At 40.4% G+C, this 16,198-nt stretch carries 24 protein-coding genes; 18 read left to right on the top strand and 6 right to left on the bottom strand.

Annotated elements, in window-relative coordinates; all coding sequences use genetic code 11:
• Window positions 1-2 precede the first annotated feature (2 nt).
• From CWB62_RS17855 to CWB62_RS17880, 6 genes are all read right to left on the bottom strand, one after another.
• Window positions 3-716, bottom strand: a complete 714-nt coding sequence (locus CWB62_RS17855; RefSeq protein ID WP_138530241.1) for a YIP1 family protein — start codon at window positions 714-716, stop codon at window positions 3-5.
• Window positions 717-975: 259 nt separating this feature from the next.
• Complete coding sequence (locus tag CWB62_RS17860) at window positions 976-1,641, bottom strand: hypothetical protein (protein ID WP_138530243.1); 666 nt, start codon at window positions 1,639-1,641, stop codon at window positions 976-978.
• Between the two features lie 168 nt (window positions 1,642-1,809).
• On the bottom strand, window positions 1,810-2,496 hold the full coding sequence (locus CWB62_RS17865) for a TorF family putative porin (protein WP_138530245.1): 687 nt from the start codon (window positions 2,494-2,496) through the stop codon (window positions 1,810-1,812).
• 282 nt (window positions 2,497-2,778) lie between these two features.
• Window positions 2,779-3,942, bottom strand: a complete 1,164-nt coding sequence (locus CWB62_RS17870; RefSeq protein ID WP_138530247.1) for a hypothetical protein — start codon at window positions 3,940-3,942, stop codon at window positions 2,779-2,781.
• Window positions 3,943-4,081: 139 nt separating this feature from the next.
• Window positions 4,082-4,282: a helix-turn-helix transcriptional regulator gene (locus CWB62_RS17875; RefSeq protein WP_058403571.1), complete on the bottom strand. Its 201-nt coding sequence runs from the start codon at window positions 4,280-4,282 to the stop codon at window positions 4,082-4,084.
• 8 nt (window positions 4,283-4,290) lie between these two features.
• Window positions 4,291-4,710, bottom strand: coding sequence for a hypothetical protein (locus CWB62_RS17880; RefSeq protein WP_058403570.1), 420 nt, complete (start codon window positions 4,708-4,710; stop codon window positions 4,291-4,293).
• Window positions 4,711-4,940: 230 nt separating this feature from the next.
• Here CWB62_RS17880 and CWB62_RS17885 point away from each other — a divergent pair, with 230 nt between their 5' ends.
• The 18 genes from CWB62_RS17885 (at window position 4,941) to rplQ (ending at window position 15,660) form a co-directional block, all read left to right on the top strand.
• Window positions 4,941-6,911, top strand: coding sequence for an AsmA family protein (locus tag CWB62_RS17885; RefSeq protein ID WP_138530249.1), 1,971 nt, complete (start codon window positions 4,941-4,943; stop codon window positions 6,909-6,911).
• 272 nt (window positions 6,912-7,183) lie between these two features.
• Window positions 7,184-7,552: a 50S ribosomal protein L14 gene (gene rplN / locus CWB62_RS17890; RefSeq protein ID WP_002959498.1), complete on the top strand. Its 369-nt coding sequence runs from the start codon at window positions 7,184-7,186 to the stop codon at window positions 7,550-7,552.
• 10 nt (window positions 7,553-7,562) lie between these two features.
• Window positions 7,563-7,877: a 50S ribosomal protein L24 gene (gene rplX / locus CWB62_RS17895; RefSeq protein ID WP_006794243.1), complete on the top strand. Its 315-nt coding sequence runs from the start codon at window positions 7,563-7,565 to the stop codon at window positions 7,875-7,877.
• 16 nt (window positions 7,878-7,893) lie between these two features.
• On the top strand, window positions 7,894-8,433 hold the full coding sequence (gene rplE / locus CWB62_RS17900; RefSeq protein WP_006794244.1) for a 50S ribosomal protein L5: 540 nt from the start codon (window positions 7,894-7,896) through the stop codon (window positions 8,431-8,433).
• Between the two features lie 10 nt (window positions 8,434-8,443).
• Window positions 8,444-8,749: a 30S ribosomal protein S14 gene (rpsN, locus tag CWB62_RS17905; RefSeq protein ID WP_006794245.1), complete on the top strand. Its 306-nt coding sequence runs from the start codon at window positions 8,444-8,446 to the stop codon at window positions 8,747-8,749.
• A 21-nt stretch (window positions 8,750-8,770) separates the two neighbouring features.
• Entirely contained in the window at window positions 8,771-9,163 is a 393-nt protein-coding gene (rpsH, locus tag CWB62_RS17910) for a 30S ribosomal protein S8 (RefSeq protein ID WP_006794246.1), read from the top strand.
• Between the two features lie 13 nt (window positions 9,164-9,176).
• Window positions 9,177-9,710: a 50S ribosomal protein L6 gene (rplF, locus tag CWB62_RS17915; protein ID WP_006794247.1), complete on the top strand. Its 534-nt coding sequence runs from the start codon at window positions 9,177-9,179 to the stop codon at window positions 9,708-9,710.
• Window positions 9,711-9,719: 9 nt separating this feature from the next.
• Complete coding sequence (rplR, locus tag CWB62_RS17920; protein ID WP_006794248.1) at window positions 9,720-10,070, top strand: 50S ribosomal protein L18; 351 nt, start codon at window positions 9,720-9,722, stop codon at window positions 10,068-10,070.
• 9 nt (window positions 10,071-10,079) lie between these two features.
• Complete coding sequence (gene rpsE / locus CWB62_RS17925) at window positions 10,080-10,586, top strand: 30S ribosomal protein S5 (protein WP_006794249.1); 507 nt, start codon at window positions 10,080-10,082, stop codon at window positions 10,584-10,586.
• 2 nt (window positions 10,587-10,588) lie between these two features.
• Window positions 10,589-10,771, top strand: a complete 183-nt coding sequence (gene rpmD / locus CWB62_RS17930) for a 50S ribosomal protein L30 (RefSeq protein ID WP_002959482.1) — start codon at window positions 10,589-10,591, stop codon at window positions 10,769-10,771.
• A gap of 4 nt (window positions 10,772-10,775) precedes the next feature.
• Window positions 10,776-11,210 carry a 50S ribosomal protein L15 gene (gene rplO, locus CWB62_RS17935; protein WP_006794250.1) on the top strand — a complete coding sequence of 145 codons (435 nt, stop codon included), beginning with the start codon at window positions 10,776-10,778 and terminating at the stop codon, window positions 11,208-11,210.
• 10 nt (window positions 11,211-11,220) lie between these two features.
• Window positions 11,221-12,549 carry a preprotein translocase subunit SecY gene (secY, locus tag CWB62_RS17940; RefSeq protein ID WP_058403567.1) on the top strand — a complete coding sequence of 443 codons (1,329 nt, stop codon included), beginning with the start codon at window positions 11,221-11,223 and terminating at the stop codon, window positions 12,547-12,549.
• Window positions 12,550-12,571: 22 nt separating this feature from the next.
• The gene (rpmJ, locus tag CWB62_RS17945) at window positions 12,572-12,685 is read left to right on the top strand and encodes a 50S ribosomal protein L36 (RefSeq protein ID WP_002959476.1); all 114 of its coding nucleotides are present in this window, start codon (window positions 12,572-12,574) and stop codon (window positions 12,683-12,685) included.
• A gap of 125 nt (window positions 12,686-12,810) precedes the next feature.
• Entirely contained in the window at window positions 12,811-13,167 is a 357-nt protein-coding gene (rpsM, locus tag CWB62_RS17950; RefSeq protein WP_006794252.1) for a 30S ribosomal protein S13, read from the top strand.
• Window positions 13,168-13,179: 12 nt separating this feature from the next.
• Complete coding sequence (rpsK, locus tag CWB62_RS17955; protein ID WP_002959471.1) at window positions 13,180-13,566, top strand: 30S ribosomal protein S11; 387 nt, start codon at window positions 13,180-13,182, stop codon at window positions 13,564-13,566.
• 21 nt (window positions 13,567-13,587) lie between these two features.
• On the top strand, window positions 13,588-14,208 hold the full coding sequence (gene rpsD / locus CWB62_RS17960; RefSeq protein ID WP_002959461.1) for a 30S ribosomal protein S4: 621 nt from the start codon (window positions 13,588-13,590) through the stop codon (window positions 14,206-14,208).
• Between the two features lie 24 nt (window positions 14,209-14,232).
• Complete coding sequence (locus CWB62_RS17965) at window positions 14,233-15,219, top strand: DNA-directed RNA polymerase subunit alpha (protein WP_008127834.1); 987 nt, start codon at window positions 14,233-14,235, stop codon at window positions 15,217-15,219.
• Between the two features lie 39 nt (window positions 15,220-15,258).
• Entirely contained in the window at window positions 15,259-15,660 is a 402-nt protein-coding gene (gene rplQ / locus CWB62_RS17970) for a 50S ribosomal protein L17 (RefSeq protein ID WP_006794892.1), read from the top strand.
• The last annotated feature ends 538 nt before the right edge of the window (window positions 15,661-16,198 follow it).

Raw genomic sequence — 16,198 nt, forward strand, 5'->3', positions numbered from 1 at the left:
AATTACATTGCAGCAATAATTGCCCAAACACCAAAAATAACCAATGTTGGAAGCGCCGAGAAAAGTAACGCTTTATTTGTTGAAAAGTTTGTCCAACATTTTAAGCCAACCATTCCTAGTCCAATCCCCCAAAGACTACTTAGCTTTAATGATTCTAGTAATGTATAAAATGGGCTGCCGGGTTCTAACCCAACAACAAGCTGATTAATTGAATCAAAGTTAAATACTGCTGTTTGAGATATTTGATCGGTACTTGCACTAAGTACAAGCGCTAGCGTACCTAGACTTAAAACAATATTTGGCATTATTGTCCAAATAGTAAAACCATACCAAGCACCATAGCTGTGCTCTGATTCTGGGTCTAATTTAGCAATGAGCATATAATACACAGCCATTATCGCGGCTATGATTGCAGTACCTAATACGATTGATATCATGCTAATCCATACTTGTATTTCGGCGTTTTGTTCAATGCTTTGGCGAATCATTTTTTGCTCGCCAATTGTTGCATCAACACTTGCAGCTGCAACTTGCTCGTTAATCAAAAACTGCATATCAACGGTAGAATAAAAAATATAAATACTCGCCATTGAAACTAAAGAGATTGCTATAAAAGCAAGCCATGACCAACCTTTGGCGTGTTCAACACCATTGAAAGCTTTACTTGGGCTAATGTAAATATCGAGTAGGGCGCTAAATGCGTTAGGTGATTTCATTATTATTCCTTAATAACCTATATGTGATTTGGTAAACACGTGATACCAATGGATAGATTAATAATATAGGAAAAAGTATGTACTAATTTTATTCAATTGTAACCGATTGTTAACAAAGGTGGGCATTGTAAAAGTAATAGCCGTATTACTAAGTCCTATTGTTGCTATGTGGTTTTAATATGATTGACCTAATCAGGAGTAGAGCTTAATAATCACGTTATTATGGCTGTATCTAATGCAAATACAGCCATTCATTTAATTAGCTATCAGATAAGCTTAAACCGCTAGGGTTATCTGTTGCGATATACAATGCTTTTAGTTTTTTATCACCACTTTCGGTTTCAGTAAATTGCTGAAAAGAATAGTTTTTAGAAAAGCTTGAAAGGGTGTCAATAGATGCTTGGTTACTACTTTGCGTATAAGTAAGTTCTATCGCGCAAACCTTTCCTGCACACTCTAGGTCTTGTTGTAAAATGGTAACGTCTTTTAATTCATTTATAATAAATTCGTTTAACTTATCTTTACGTATCTGGGCAACTTCAGAGTATTCAATATCAGACATGCGTTGCAGCAATAGTGAGGTGTCATTTTTAAATACGTCATCTAATGCTTTTTTTGACACAAACTCTTTGCCATTTTCGGTAGAGACAAACTCATCAGAAAATACTTCAGCAGTTAAGACTTGTTGCTCTGGTTTATCTAACTGTTCTTGTGTTATTGAATTGCTTTTATCGGTGATGGGCAACACGTTTTTACCTGTCGATAAAGTTTGTATGGGCTTCATATCAATTACTGGGATGTTTTTGTTGGATTCGATAGCTGATTGTTGAACCGATAGATTAGGCTCTGGTGAGTAATGTAATGTGAGGATAATCGCAAAACTAACTGCAATAACAGAAATAGTAATTAACACTTTATGTTTCATTTTTACTGTCCTTAGTAATCAAAAGCCTAAGCTTTGAAAAGTCCAATTCACTTAACATAGTAAGAACCTACCTTCTAGTTATACAATCATGAATACTTAAACAAATTTGCCTTAGTATAAAAAAAGGGCCAAAAGGCCCTTCAGTTGCAGCAAGTAACACATGTTTGTTTATAGGCTGAAGTCTACAGCGTAAGCAACGTAGACTTTCACATCTGACTCGTCCATATCAGTGTCTGATACGCCAAACGTAAACCCATCTTTTGATACAGAGATACCGTAATCAATGATGTCTTCGTCACCAATGAAATCACCCGAGTAATGGCCTATATGTAAAGCCATTTCTGTACCATTACTGCCAACAGCAAAGCCGTAATCAGCTGTTAAATAAAGTGAGTCACCAAAGTCTGTACCGTCACCACTTGCCGCTGACGTAGCAAGCACTGATGCACCAAAGGTAAACCCTTCAACACTGATGCTACCGTAAATTTCTGAAAAATCAGCATCTGCACTTGATGCCGCGTCTGGGTAAGCATAATAAATGTAACCTACATCGTAGCTAACACCTTCGCTAATATCGCCACCAAAGCCTGCGTAAAAATCTAGCTCGTAGGTCATTTCGTCAGCCCAAGATGCATTAGATACCCATGTACCAGCATAAAACCCAGATTCGTCAGCGTAATCAATACCACCAGAAATAGCTGCGTCGCCACCAGATTGTTCTTGTCCACGCCATAAGTAGTTTGAGGTAGCGGCTACATTAGCAGACACTTCAGCATTTACTGCTGTTGATGTTAGTGATGTGGCAGCCATTAATGCTACGGCGCTAAAAGCGATTGTTTTTTTTAGTTTTAACATGTTCCATTTCCCGTTATATGATTTTTTGCATAGGAAGGCTTTTTATTATGAAGTACCGTAGCCTTTTGATTTATGCGTTTTTATTGTTTAACTGAGAATAGAATTGCACTGTGTATGCCAGCTTGATTTATTTTGTTTGAAATTTAAATTTTATTGTTTATTAACAGTAGGTTGTGTTTGAGTTGTGTATTTTTAATTACAAGGAGGGAATGTTTCTTCGCACATCGCTGGTGCATAAAATAATCAAGCTGCACCATGAAAGTACAGCTTGTTTAGAATTATTTAGCCAAATATGGTGCGCATTAGACTAATTGTTTCGTTTACACTGCGACCTTTTTGAACTTCGCTGATTATTGAATCACGTTTGCTACGAATGTGCTCAGGAATATCATCAGCAGCTAAAGCGCGGTCAACTAAAATTTCAGCCGACTCTTTACCTCTGCGTTGTGTTTTACCCGTTTTAGTGGTGCTACGCTTTGGTTTATTAAGTAATTTAATATAGTTAGAGCTATCTGGTGTTTTGTTATCCGCGTAGTAAAAAAAGCACGGAATAAGCGCTTTAATTGACACTAGTTGCTCTTCTAGTTCATTTGAAGCATTTGCCATTTTGTACCATGACATAGCTTGAATGCCTTTTACAATATCTTGCCAGTAACGCTCAAAATCACTATTTTTGAGTTTAGTAACCGCAAGCGCTGAGCATAATGCGTCTAAACGGCTATTTGTAATTGGCGTAAAAATATCAGGACGACGCATTGCAAGTAGTCGTGTTGCCGGAGCAAGTGTTGGTTTTTCACTGCTATCAGTAAATACTTTGGTGTAAGCGGCTACGAATTGTTGGTACTCGTAATGGGTAATGTCACCTTCAAGAGGAATATTAGCCAGTGCTTCATCAAACGCACCCGGTAAATCACCAATGAGTTGATGAAAAGCTTTAGCGCTTTTAGTCGATGCAAACCACTCAACATCAAAGTCGTATGTGCTTGGATCAAGTGAAGCCATATGCTTGCCAGTAAAAGCAAGAAGGTCTTCAGGGATCATGTCTTTTAATGATTGCTCACGAATACTTTTTACGTAACTTGCTAAACGAAGTTGCTCATCAAGTGCAATAACGTCTTTATGTTGCTCTATAAATACACTTACCACAGGCCAAGGGGCTACACGAAGCGTTTTAACTTGTAAAAAGCTGATAGCCGAAATAAGCTGATCATGCAATTTTTTAAGAACAGGTAGCTGTTGCGGCTCAAGTAGATCGTAGTTAATACGATCTCTGCTTGCGTTTAATAGCTCGTAACACCAAGGTAAAAAATCATCAGGATGGTTTTCTACTTTCACGGCCATAAGGTTAAGGCTTAATTCTGAAGATTGTTTCAGAATGTTCTGATAGATTTGATTTTCTTGCTCGCCTAGTGTCATTTTTGACGGTGAAATTAGCAGTTTTTTCATGCCTTGTAGATACTCCGGATTTATATATATGTATTAGCATTGTTTATTTTAGCTCAAATACGCTAATAACAACAGCGCTGTCCTGCGCGCTGCAATATTATGGTGTTTAAAATTGGGGTTAATCTAATCTGCTCGGTTATTAATCAGCCTCATCTAATATAAAGAGGCTCTCAACGGGCACGTTAAAGTTAGCTGCAATTTTAAGCGCTATAATCACCGACGGCGTAAATCGATTTGTTTCTACAGTGCTTATTGTTTTACGCGATACGCTTATAGCATCGGCAAGTTCTTGCTGCGAAAGCCCTGCCTCTTTACGAAATTTTGCTATGTTATTTTGCACTTTTGTTCCTAATCTTTGCTTTGCCAAAGAATTGATACGCCATATATTAAACACATTACAGCAAGATAAAACGAGGCCATCATGGTGTGAGACACTTCTAAAGCCAAATCATCTGAGAATAAGTAAACGCCACCCATGCTAAAAAGTAAGCCAAGGACTACATGTTTATAGGCAATGGTGTCGATGGTGTTTAAGTACTCATCTTTGTAGGTAAGGTGGTATTTCATTTTCCATGTAAACCCGCCTCTGATCACAAACATACAGAATGAACCTAAAAAAGCAGCAGTGCCAAAAAACAACAGTGGGGCTGATGTTTGAGTAAGCAGTGGGTAAACACTGATGATTAATAAAGTGACTCCCATGAATAATGAGAACCAAGCATTTTGGCCCATAAACTTTTCTTCATTTTTAATATCATGATTTGACATATATCATTTCCTTTTAAAATTTAACATGATGTAACCTCTGGGTGTCAATGTAACCTTGAGGTATCAATGAGTCAATTATTTTTTGTAACCTAAAGGTATCAAAATGTTTCAGGAACGATTCATATGAAATAAGTAAACTGCTTTTATGAGCTTTTTTGTATCTATAGCAATGCTTTTAGGCTTAACACTCGCTATGATAAAAACATAATTTGACCGCTTAAAGGACGAACATGAAAACCTTACTCAAAATTTTTGGTGTAATACTCTTACTCTGTATTGCTTTAATTGTGGCAGCGCCTTTTTTAATTCCTACCGATACCATTTTTAATAAAGTATCAGAGGAAGTTCAAAAAACGACGGGAAGAACGCTAACAATTAAGGGTGACAAAACGCTTAGTGTATTTCCTGCACTAAAGTTAGAGTTGAATGATGTCCACTTTGCTAATATGCAAACAGGTTCGCGAAATGATATGGCAAGTATGCAGCAGTTAGCGATACATATACCTTGGTTCTCGTTATTTGGCGGTGAGTTTAAGCTTGATAAGTTTGTTATTAACGAACCCGATATTTTATTAGAGACAGATAAAAATGGTAAAGCTAACTGGCAGTTGTTTGATGCTGTAGCAGAGCAACCAACAGAGCAAACTGAGCCTGGTGAGGCAATTAAGCTACCTGCTAGCTTTGATATTGAGCTGGGTGAGGTCGCTATTTATGGCGGTACATTTACATATCTAGATGGTCAAACGGGCGCCAAGCAGCAAATTAGCGATTTAGAGCTGGCTATTTTACTTCCTTCATTACGTAAAACCCTTGAAGTTAAAGGGGGGATTACCTATATGCAGGAGCGATTTGAACTAGATTTAAAACTCGATACTCCTGCCAAAGCGATTGAAGGTCAGGCTTTTAATGTATCGCAAAATTTAGATTCGCGCTTGGTTGAATTGACATTTAATGGCTCAATCGCAAAACAAGGGCAAGACATAAAAGGTCAATTAGCACTCAATGGCGAGTCGGTAAAAAATATTGCTAAATGGCAGGGGGTTGACCTAAATGCGAAAGATAATGCGTTTAATGCATTTAGTGTAAATGGTAAAATGCATTTACTGGGTGAAAAATTCAATCTTGAAGAGTTAACTGCAACGCTTGATGAACTTCAAATTAAAGGTAAAAGCGAAATTAGTTTAGGTAACCGTTTAGCCATTAATGCAAATGTAGATTTGGGGATGCTCGATCTTAATCCCTATTTGCCAGATGCCGTTGCTAAAAAAGAACAGCCGACTGAAGACGATAGCAAACCGGCAGAGCCAATTGTTTGGGATGACACTCAAATTGATTTAAGCGCATTAAATGCACTTGATGCTAATGTAGTTATTCGTTCAAGCGGGTTAAAAGTTAACGATATTGAGCTTGGTGCAAACCAATTTACAGTGGCTCTCAAAAATAGCGTGGCTAAATTAAGCCTTGATAGCTTTTCAGCGTATGAAGGCGCTGGTAAAGGTGTAATTACTATTGATGCTCAAATTGTACCTTATAAGATAGCTACAAACTTTAATTTAACAGATATTGATGCACAGCCGTTATTAACTGATGCAACTGGTTTTGACAAGTTACTCGGTAAAGGCTCTTTAAATTGGAATTTATCTACAGTTGGGCAAAGTCAAAAATCGTTTATAAGTGCACTTAATGGCCAATTAGGATTTAAATTTGCAGATGGTGCGGTAAAAGGAGCAAATGTCGCTGAAATGGTTCGTAAAGGTAAAGAAATTATATCAGGGAACTTTGGCGCAGCTTCAGAGGGATTAGATACTGGTTTTGAAGAGGCTGAACAAACAGACTTTTCTGCGCTTACTGGTAGCTTTAATTTTATAAACGGCGTGGGTAAGAATAAAGACCTGTCGCTAATAAGTCCTTTAATTCGTATTTCCGGTGAAGGGGATGTGGATTTACCCCTCACTAAAGTAGATTACCGCTTGGTAACGGGCATTGTGGATTCAATTGAAGGTCAAGGCACAACCGATGACAGTACAGGCTTTAAAATACCATTGCGTATAAAAGGACCATTTCACGATGTGGGTATAAATTTAGATGTAAGTAATGCCCTGAAAGATGAAGCTAAAAAGAAACTCGATGACGCAAAAGAAAAAGCGAAAGAGAAGGCCAAAGATAAAGTAAAAGACAAATTAAAAGGGCTATTTGGCTAAATAACCACTAGTAAAATAAACAAGGCACTTTTTAAGTGCCTTGTTTATTTTATAACCATTTAAAAAATAGTCACATAGCTTTACCAAGGTTAATAAAATTTCTTCAGTCCTTAAATTAATTAAAAAATAACCTATCGCTGCATGCTCAATGCTGGTACAATTGCCCGCCCTTAAGAGACAACTCGTTTGTTTTTGAGTGGGATTTAATCGAAATGTCTTGATTTTAAACAATTTTAAGACACGTTGTAATTACTACACCGGAGGTCATTAACATGATCCAAATGCAAACTCAGCTGGAAGTTGCTGATAACAGCGGCGCTCGCAAAGTGCAGTGTATAAAAGTCCTTGGTGGTTCACACCGTCGCTACGCAGCGATTGGCGACATCATTAAAGTTTCTGTAAAAGAAGCTATTCCTCGCGGTAAAGTGAAGAAAGGTGATGTTAAAAACGCGGTAGTTGTGCGTACCAGAAAAGGTGTTCGCCGTCCAGATGGTTCTCTGATCCGTTTCGACAGCAACGCGGCTGTTATCTTAAATGATAACTTGCAGCCAATTGGTACACGTATTTTCGGCCCTGTGACTCGCGAACTTCGTAATGACAAGTTCATGAAAATCGTTTCACTAGCCCCAGAAGTACTGTAAGGAGCCAATCATGGCAGCAAAAATCCGTCGTGGTGACGAAGTAATCGTACTAGCAGGTAAAGACAAAGGTAAGCGCGGTAAAGTGCTTTCAGTTGTTACTGAATCTGGTCGAATCTTTGTCGAAGGCATAAACTTGATCAAGAAACACCAAAAGCCGGTTCCACAATTGAACCAAGCTGGCGGCATTGTTGAGAAAGAAGCGTCTATGGACGCATCAAACGTTGCGATCTTCAACTCGGAAACGAGTAAAGCAGATCGTGTAGGTTTCAAGATTGAAGATGGTAAGAAATTACGTATCTTTAAATCTACTGGTAAAACTATCTAATAGTTGGAGTAGAATGATGGCGAAACTGCATGAAGTATATAAAGACAAAGTAGTAGCTGAACTTCAAGAGAAGTTTGGTTTCAGCTCTGTCATGCAAGTCCCTCAGATCGAAAAGATCACATTAAATATGGGCGTGGGCGAAGCCCTAGCTGACAAGAAAATTTTAGATCACGCTGTAGCTGATTTAACTGCAATCTCTGGTCAGAAACCTTTAATCACTAAAGCACGCAAATCTGTTGCTGGCTTTAAAGTGCGTGAAGGCTACCCAATTGGTTGTAAAGTAACCCTACGCGGCGAGCGTATGTGGGACTTTTTTGAGCGTTTGGTATCAATCGCTATCCCACGTATTCGTGACTTCCGTGGCGTAAGTGCTAAGTCTTTTGATGGACGTGGTAACTACAGCATGGGCGTACGTGAACAAATCATCTTCCCAGAAATCGATTACGATAAAGTAGACCGTGTACGCGGTATGGATATCACTATCACTACTTCTGCGAAATCTGATGAGGAAGGCCGTGCGTTGTTAGAAGCGTTTAACTTCCCATTTAAGAAATAAGGGTAGGGTTATGGCAAAGAATTCTATGAAAGCGCGCGAAGCAAAGCGCACAAAACTAGTTGCTCAGTATGCTGAAAAGCGTGCTGCACTAAAAGCTATCATCAGTGATGTTAATACATCTGAAGATGATCGTTGGGACGCGGTACTTAAGCTACAAGCTTTACCACGTGATTCTAGCCCTGCACGTCAACGTAATCGTTGTAACATTACGGGCCGCCCACATGGTTTCCTTCGCAAATTCGGCATGAGCCGTATTAAAGTTCGCGAAGCAGCTATGCGCGGTGAAATTCCTGGCCTTAAAAAGGCTAGCTGGTAATAGAATCATGGGAGTAAGACTATGAGCTTGCAAGATCCTATCGCGGATTTGTTCACACGTATCCGTAACGGTCAATCAGCGAAGAAAGTATCTGTAACGATGCCAACTTCAAAGCTGAAAGTAGCATTAGCTAAAGTACTAAAAGACGAAGGTTACATCGTAGACTACGCAGTTAACGGTGAAGTTAAACCTGAGCTTTCTATCGAGTTGAAGTACTTCGAAGGCAAAGCTGTAATTGAAAATATCCAGCGTGTAAGTCGCCCTGGTTTACGTATCTATAAGAAACGTGACGAATTACCTAAGGTAATGGGTGGTCTTGGTATCGCTATCGTATCAACTTCTAAAGGCCTAATGACAGACCGCGCAGCACGTAGTGCTGGTGTTGGTGGTGAAATCATTGGCTTTGTAGCTTAATCGGAGGGGAACTATGTCTCGCATAGCAAAGGCACCAATTAATGTTCCTGCCGGTGTAGAAGTTACATTGAAAGGCCAGGAAATCACAGTTAAAGGCAAAAACGGTGAACTTACTCGTACTATCAACGACGCAGTTGAAGTACAAGTTAACGACAACGTTATTACAACTTTACCTCGTGAAGGCGTAGCAAATGCATGGGCACAAGCAGGTACTGCTCGCGCTCTAATCAACAACATGGTTGTTGGTACGCATGAAGGTTACGAGAAGAAACTTCAGTTAGTAGGCGTTGGTTACCGTGCTGCAGCTAAGGGTAAAGTTTTAGACTTAACACTTGGTTTCTCACACCCAGTTAATTTCGCAGTTCCTGAAGGGATTACGATTGAAACTCCAAGCCAAACAGAAGTTCTAGTTAAGGGCGTAGATAAGCAGTTAGTTGGTCAAACAGCTGCTAACATTCGTGCATACCGTAAACCTGAGCCTTATAAAGGTAAAGGTGTTCGCTATTCAGATGAGAATGTACGCCGTAAAGAGGCTAAGAAGAAGTAAGGTAAGACGATGGATAAAAAAACAGCTCGTCTACGTCGTGCTAAACGCACTCGTAGAAATTATATTGAACAAGGCACAACGCGTCTTGTTATCCACCGCACGCCACGTCACATTTACGCTCAAGTAATTAATGCTGAGGGTAATGTACTGGCTGCTGCTTCTACTGTTGAGAAGGCTATTAGCGAAACAGTTAAAGGCACCGGTAACGTTGAAGCTGCGCAAGCAGTTGGCAAAGCGGTTGCTGAACGTGCGGCTGACAAAGGCATCGAAAAGATTGCTTTTGATCGCAGTGGCTTTAAATATCACGGCCGTGTGAAGGCGCTAGCTGATGCTGCGCGTGAAGCCGGTTTGCAATTCTAGGAGTAGACAATGGCTAACGTAGAAGCAAAGCAACAACAGCCTGATCTAGCTGAAAAGCTAATCGCGGTAAACCGTGTGTCTAAAGTAGTTAAAGGTGGTCGTATCTTTAGCTTTACTGCACTAACTGTAGTTGGTGACGGCGCAGGTAAAGTAGGTTTTGGTTATGGTAAAGCACGTGAAGTTCCAGCTGCTATTCAAAAAGCAATGGAAAAAGCACGTCGCAACATGATCAATGTAGACCTAAATGGCAATACATTACAGCATCCTGTTAAGGGACGTCATGCTGGCTCACTAGTGTTCATGAAACCAGCCTCTGAAGGTACTGGTATCATCGCAGGTGGCGCTATGCGTGCAGTACTAGAAGTGACTGGTGTTCAGAACGTACTATCTAAATGTTACGGTTCTACTAACCCAATCAACGTAGTACGTGCAACGATTTCGGCTCTTGAGAATATGAATTCTCCACAGTCTATCGCTGCAAAACGTGGCCTTCGCGTAGAAGAAATACTGGGGTAACCATGGCTAATCAAACTGTAAAAGTAACACAAGTAAAAAGCTCTATCGGTCGTTTACCGAAGCATAAAGCTACATTACGCGGTCTTGGTTTACGTCGTATCAATCACACTGTTGAGTTAGAAGACACAGCATGTGTACGTGGTATGATAAACAAGGTTTCTTACATGGTTAAGGTAGAGGGTTAATTTCATGCATTTGAATACACTTTCACCTGCTGCAGGTTCAAAAACTGCCCCTAAACGTGTTGGTCGTGGTATCGGTTCTGGTCTTGGTAAGACTGGTGGCCGTGGTCACAAAGGTCAAAAGTCACGTTCTGGCGGTAAAGTACGCGTTGGTTTTGAAGGCGGTCAAATGCCTATGCAACGTCGTCTACCTAAATTTGGTTTTACTTCACGCAAATCTTTAGTATCTGCAGAAGTTAACCTTTTTGAAATCGCTAAAGTTGAAGGCGATGTGGTAGACCTAAGCGCGTTACAAGCAGCTGGTCTAGTTAAAAAGAACGTTCTTTTCGTTAAAGTTGTTAAATCTGGTGAAGTTTCACGCGCTGTTACACTTAAAGGCCTTAAAGCCTCTAAGGGTGCACGCGAAGCTATTGAAGCTGCCGGAGGCAAGGTAGAAGACTAAGGAAGTACAAATGGCTAAACCAGGTCAAGATACACAAAGTGCACAAAGTGGGCTTTCGGAATTGAAGCGTCGATTACTCTTCGTATTGGGCGCTATCATAATTTACCGTCTAGGTTCATTTGTGCCGATCCCTGGGATTGACGCCGCTGTACTTGCCGATTTCTTCGAGCAACAAAAGGGCACCATTGTTGAAATGTTCAACATGTTCAGTGGTGGTGCACTTGAGCGAGCTTCAGTGTTAGCACTGGGTATTATGCCGTATATCTCGGCTTCGATTATTACGCAACTATTAACGCATATGTATCCTCCGTTTATAGAGCTTAAGAAAGAAGGTGAGCAAGGGCGTAAAAAAATTAGCCAGTACACACGCTACGGCACGCTTGTGCTAGCTACTATTCAATCTATCGGTATTGCTACTAGCTTACCGGGCATGATGAACGGGTTAGTTGTTAACCCGGGTATGGGTTTCTATTTCACCGCTGTGGTGAGTTTAGTAACAGGTACTATGTTCCTTATGTGGTTGGGTGAACAAATAACAGAACGTGGTATCGGTAACGGTATTTCAGTTCTAATATTTGTTGGTATTGTAGCTAACTTGCCGTCTGCTATTGGTTCGACAGTCGAAATGGCGCGCCAAGGTGATTTGAATGTTTTTGTACTACTTATGGTTGCGGTTATAGTATTCGCTGTTACTTATCTTGTAGTGTTTTTCGAACGTGGACAACGACGTATTGTTGTTAACTACGCTAAACGCCAACAAGGTCGTCAAGTATTTGCTGCTCAAAGCACGCATTTACCACTAAAAGTAAACATGGCGGGTGTTATTCCACCAATCTTTGCTAGTAGTATAATTCTGTTCCCTGGTACAATTGCTAGCTGGTTCGGCCAAGGTGAAGGTCCTGTCGCTGATGCATTACAAGCTGTAGCTACAACGTTGACTCCAGGTCAACCTTTGTACTCACTTGTTTTAGCTGCGGCTATTATCTTCTTCTGCTTTTTCTATACAGCGTTGGTATTTAATCCGCGTGAAACTGCAGATAACCTTAAGAAATCTGGCGCATTTATCCCAGGTATTCGTCCAGGTGAGCAGACATCTAAATACATTGATAAAGTGATGACACGCCTGACATTGGCAGGTGCTTTGTATATAACCTTTATCTGTCTGGTGCCCGAATTCATGACTATGGCATGGCAAACGCCATTCTATTTCGGCGGTACATCAATTTTGATTATCGTTGTTGTAATCATGGACTTTATGGCACAAGTACAGACTCACCTGATGTCTCATCAGTATGATTCTGTGCTGAAAAAAGCGAACCTTAAAGGCTACGGTCGATAAGGTCAGTTTACGGAGTTGAGCAATGAAAGTACGTGCTTCCGTTAAGAAAATATGCCGTAACTGTAAAGTTATTAAACGTGCTGGTGTAGTACGCGTAATTTGCAGTGAGCCTAAGCATAAGCAAAGGCAAGGCTAAGTAAACAGTCGTGCAGGCTGAGATTTCTCGGCCTGTGTTTTTAGTAGTGATTTGGTCTTCGTTTGAGTATCCTTACGGGCTTTTCAAACTTTTGATTACCAAATTCGAATATAGGAGATGTGTTAGTGGCCCGTATTGCTGGCATTAACGTCCCTGATCATAAACATGCAGTTATTGGTTTAACAGCTATTTATGGCATAGGTAAGACTCGCTCTAAGGCTATCTTAGCAGCGACTGGTATCGCCGAAACCACAAAAATCGGTGAACTTTCTGACGAAACACTTGACGTACTGCGTGATGCAGTTGGCAAGTACACTGTTGAAGGTGACCTTCGTCGTGAAGTTACATTAAATATCAAGCGCCTTATGGACCTTGGTTGTTACCGTGGCCTACGTCACCGTCGCTCTTTACCACTTCGTGGTCAAAGAACTAAGACTAACGCGCGTACCCGTAAGGGTCCTCGTAAGCCTATTAAGCGATAAGGGGATAGTATTATGGCTAAGACACCAATTCGTCGTAAAAAGGTTAAAAAACAAGTTGCTGATGGTATGGCTCATGTTCATGCTTCTTTCAACAACACTATTGTAACGATTACCGACCGTCAAGGTAATGCACTATCATGGGCTACTGCCGGTGGTTCAGGTTTCCGTGGTTCACGTAAATCTACACCATTTGCTGCTCAGGTTGCTGCAGAGCGTGCAGGTACTGCTGCTCAAGAATACGGTTTAAAAAATCTAGAAGTTTTCATCAAAGGTCCAGGTCCAGGTCGTGAATCTGCTGTACGTGCTTTGAATGCTGCTGGTTACCGTATTACCAACATTACTGACGTGACGCCAATACCACATAATGGTTGTCGTCCACCGAAGAAACGTCGCGTTTAACAATAGGTTAGGAGAAATAACATGGCAAGATATTTGGGCCCTAAGCTCAAGCTGAGTCGTCGTGAAGGTACTGACCTGTTCCTTAAGAGCGGCGTAAGAGCTATCGACTCTAAGTGTAAACTTGAGACTGCACCTGGTCAGCACGGCGCTCGTAAAGGTCGTCTATCTGATTACGGTTTACAATTACGTGAAAAGCAAAAAGTTCGTCGTATCTACGGTGTACTAGAAAAGCAGTTCCGTAACTACTATAAAGAAGCTGCTCGCCTTAAAGGTAATACAGGTGAAAACTTGTTACAGCTTTTAGAGCAACGTTTAGACAATGTTGTATATCGCATGGGTTTTGCTAGCACACGCGCTGAAGCACGTCAGTTAGTAAGCCACAAAGCGATTCTAGTTAATGGTCGTGTTGTGAACATTCCTTCATACGTAATTACTCCAGAAGATACTGTAGTAATCCGTGAGAAGTCTAAGACACAAGCACGTATCATCGCTGCTCTAGAGTTGGCTGAGCAACGTGAAAAGCCGACTTGGGTTGAAGTTGACGGTAAGAAATTGGAAGGCAGCTTTAAGCGTCTACCTGAGCGTTCAGACCTGTCTGCGGACATTAATGAACAACTAATCGTCGAACTTTACTCTAAGTAAAGTTAAGAGTTAAGAGAGGATAAAATGCAGGGTTCTGTTACAGAATTTCTAAAACCAAGGTTAGTCGACATCGACGCTATAAACCCAACGCGTTCTAAAATAGTTTTAGAACCATTAGAGCGTGGCTTTGGTCACACTCTGGGTAATGCTTTACGCCGTATATTACTTTCATCTATGCCTGGATGTGCAGTAACTGAAGTAGAAATCGACGGTGTATTACATGAGTACAGCGCGAAAGAAGGCGTTCAAGAAGACATCATTGAAATACTATTAAACCTTAAAGGTTTAGCAGTAACGTTAGAAGGCAAAGATGAAGTTTTTCTGACCCTGACTAAATCTGGTGTAGGCCCTGTTACTGCGGCTGATATTCAGCACGATGGCGATGTAACAATTGCTAATCCAGATCACGTTATCTGTAATTTAACTACAGGTAACAGCGAGATCAGCATGCGTATTCGTGTTGAGCGCGGTCGTGGTTATGTGCCGGCATCTAGTCGTTTATCCTCTGATGACGATGAGCGTCCAATTGGTAGATTGTTGCTTGATGCATCATTCAGCCCAGTTGAACGTATTGCGTACTCGGTTGAATCAGCTCGAGTTGAGCAACGTACAGATTTAGACAAATTAATCATTGATATGGAAACAAACGGTACATTAGATCCTGAAGAAGCGATCCGCCGTGCGTCTACTATCTTAGCTGAGCAATTAGATGCATTCGTAGATTTACGTGATGTAACTGAGCCAGAAGAGAAAGAAGAGAAACCAGAATTCGATCCTATTCTGCTTCGTCCAGTCGATGATCTTGAACTAACAGTACGCTCAGCAAATTGTTTGAAAGCCGAGCAAATTCAATATATCGGTGATTTAGTTCAGCGCACTGAAGTTGAGCTTCTTAAAACGCCTAATTTAGGTAAGAAGTCTCTAACTGAAATTAAAGACGTGCTAGCTTCACGTGGTCTTTCTCTAGGTATGCGCCTAGAAAATTGGCCACCTGCAAGTTTAGCTGAATAATCTAAATCACTATATTAGTTTAGTTAGAAGGATAGGGTCATGCGCCATCGTAAGAGTGGTCGTCAATTAAACCGTAACAGTAGCCATCGTAAAGCGATGTTCAGCAATATGGCAGGTTCTTTGGTGAAACATGAAATCATCAAAACAACTTTGCCAAAAGCGAAAGAGTTACGTCGTGTAATTGAACCTTTAATCACACTGGCTAAGACTGACAGTGTAGCAAACCGCCGTTTAGCGTTTGCTCGCACGCGCGACAATGAAGTTGTTGGTAAATTATTCAGTGAAATCGGTCCACGTAATGCGGATCGTCCAGGTGGTTACACTCGTATTCTTAAGTGTGGCTTCCGTACTGGTGATAATGCACCAATGGCTTATATTGAACTAGTTGGTCGCCCAGCGACTAGCGAAGAAGTTCAAGAAGACGCACAGTCTGCAGAGTAAGTCTTAAAGAAACCTAAAAGCCGAGCATATGCTCGGCTTTTTTAATGTCTAAATTTCACTCAAACCGGATATACCGTTTGCTCGATATTATTAGTAAATTAACTCTCCTTCCTTTCATCTTGTAAATCAGCCTGATTAGAATAGAAAACAATAGTGCAATTGTATTGAGAATTGTTACTTTTTACTTACTGAAAAAGTTATTTATTCAATAGCGCCATAACATCGTAACGACTGAGATGGTTGATTGGTATAAACAGAAAAAAGCCATAACAGATTATATGTAGTAATAGCGTATTAACTTTACACACTTGAATTTCTGACTGATGAACTTATTTGCCACAAATCTAAATGGCCATGTTTAATTAAACAATTAGTTTTCTGGATAATCTAAGCAGCAATTATAAAAAGCTTCTTTCAAACAATCAGCTTTAATAGCTTTAAAGGTCAAATATGAGTAGGTTTAGTTGCCTTTTTGACCGTTTAGCCTAAATTCCCAGCGAACAACATGTTTTTTCACGTTTTCTTCAAAAAAGGGTTG

The sequence above is a fragment of the Pseudoalteromonas sp. S408 genome (assembly GCF_005886645.1).
Taxonomy (GTDB): Bacteria; Pseudomonadota; Gammaproteobacteria; order Enterobacterales; family Alteromonadaceae; genus Pseudoalteromonas.

Bases quoted from the DNA above. Each gene is read 5' to 3' on its own strand.
- rplQ (WP_006794892.1), top strand. From the start codon at position 15,259: ATGCGCCATCGTAAGAGTGGTCGTCAATTAAACCGTAACAGTAGCCAT.
- secY (WP_058403567.1), top strand. From the start codon at position 11,221: ATGGCTAAACCAGGTCAAGATACACAAAGTGCACAAAGTGGGCTTTCG.
- CWB62_RS17855 (WP_138530241.1), bottom strand. From the start codon at position 716: ATGAAATCACCTAACGCATTTAGCGCCCTACTCGATATTTACATTAGC.
- rpsK (WP_002959471.1), top strand. From the start codon at position 13,180: ATGGCTAAGACACCAATTCGTCGTAAAAAGGTTAAAAAACAAGTTGCT.
- rplX (WP_006794243.1), top strand. From the start codon at position 7,563: ATGGCAGCAAAAATCCGTCGTGGTGACGAAGTAATCGTACTAGCAGGT.
- rpmJ (WP_002959476.1), top strand. From the start codon at position 12,572: ATGAAAGTACGTGCTTCCGTTAAGAAAATATGCCGTAACTGTAAAGTT.
- rplR (WP_006794248.1), top strand. From the start codon at position 9,720: ATGGATAAAAAAACAGCTCGTCTACGTCGTGCTAAACGCACTCGTAGA.
- rpmD (WP_002959482.1), top strand. From the start codon at position 10,589: ATGGCTAATCAAACTGTAAAAGTAACACAAGTAAAAAGCTCTATCGGT.
- rplN (WP_002959498.1), top strand. From the start codon at position 7,184: ATGATCCAAATGCAAACTCAGCTGGAAGTTGCTGATAACAGCGGCGCT.
- CWB62_RS17860 (WP_138530243.1), bottom strand. From the start codon at position 1,641: ATGAAACATAAAGTGTTAATTACTATTTCTGTTATTGCAGTTAGTTTT.
- CWB62_RS17965 (WP_008127834.1), top strand. From the start codon at position 14,233: ATGCAGGGTTCTGTTACAGAATTTCTAAAACCAAGGTTAGTCGACATC.
- rpsE (WP_006794249.1), top strand. From the start codon at position 10,080: ATGGCTAACGTAGAAGCAAAGCAACAACAGCCTGATCTAGCTGAAAAG.
- rpsN (WP_006794245.1), top strand. From the start codon at position 8,444: ATGGCAAAGAATTCTATGAAAGCGCGCGAAGCAAAGCGCACAAAACTA.
- CWB62_RS17880 (WP_058403570.1), bottom strand. From the start codon at position 4,710: ATGTCAAATCATGATATTAAAAATGAAGAAAAGTTTATGGGCCAAAAT.
- rplF (WP_006794247.1), top strand. From the start codon at position 9,177: ATGTCTCGCATAGCAAAGGCACCAATTAATGTTCCTGCCGGTGTAGAA.
- CWB62_RS17865 (WP_138530245.1), bottom strand. From the start codon at position 2,496: ATGTTAAAACTAAAAAAAACAATCGCTTTTAGCGCCGTAGCATTAATG.
- rpsH (WP_006794246.1), top strand. From the start codon at position 8,771: ATGAGCTTGCAAGATCCTATCGCGGATTTGTTCACACGTATCCGTAAC.
- CWB62_RS17885 (WP_138530249.1), top strand. From the start codon at position 4,941: ATGAAAACCTTACTCAAAATTTTTGGTGTAATACTCTTACTCTGTATT.
- rplO (WP_006794250.1), top strand. From the start codon at position 10,776: ATGCATTTGAATACACTTTCACCTGCTGCAGGTTCAAAAACTGCCCCT.
- rpsD (WP_002959461.1), top strand. From the start codon at position 13,588: ATGGCAAGATATTTGGGCCCTAAGCTCAAGCTGAGTCGTCGTGAAGGT.
- rplE (WP_006794244.1), top strand. From the start codon at position 7,894: ATGGCGAAACTGCATGAAGTATATAAAGACAAAGTAGTAGCTGAACTT.
- CWB62_RS17870 (WP_138530247.1), bottom strand. From the start codon at position 3,942: ATGAAAAAACTGCTAATTTCACCGTCAAAAATGACACTAGGCGAGCAA.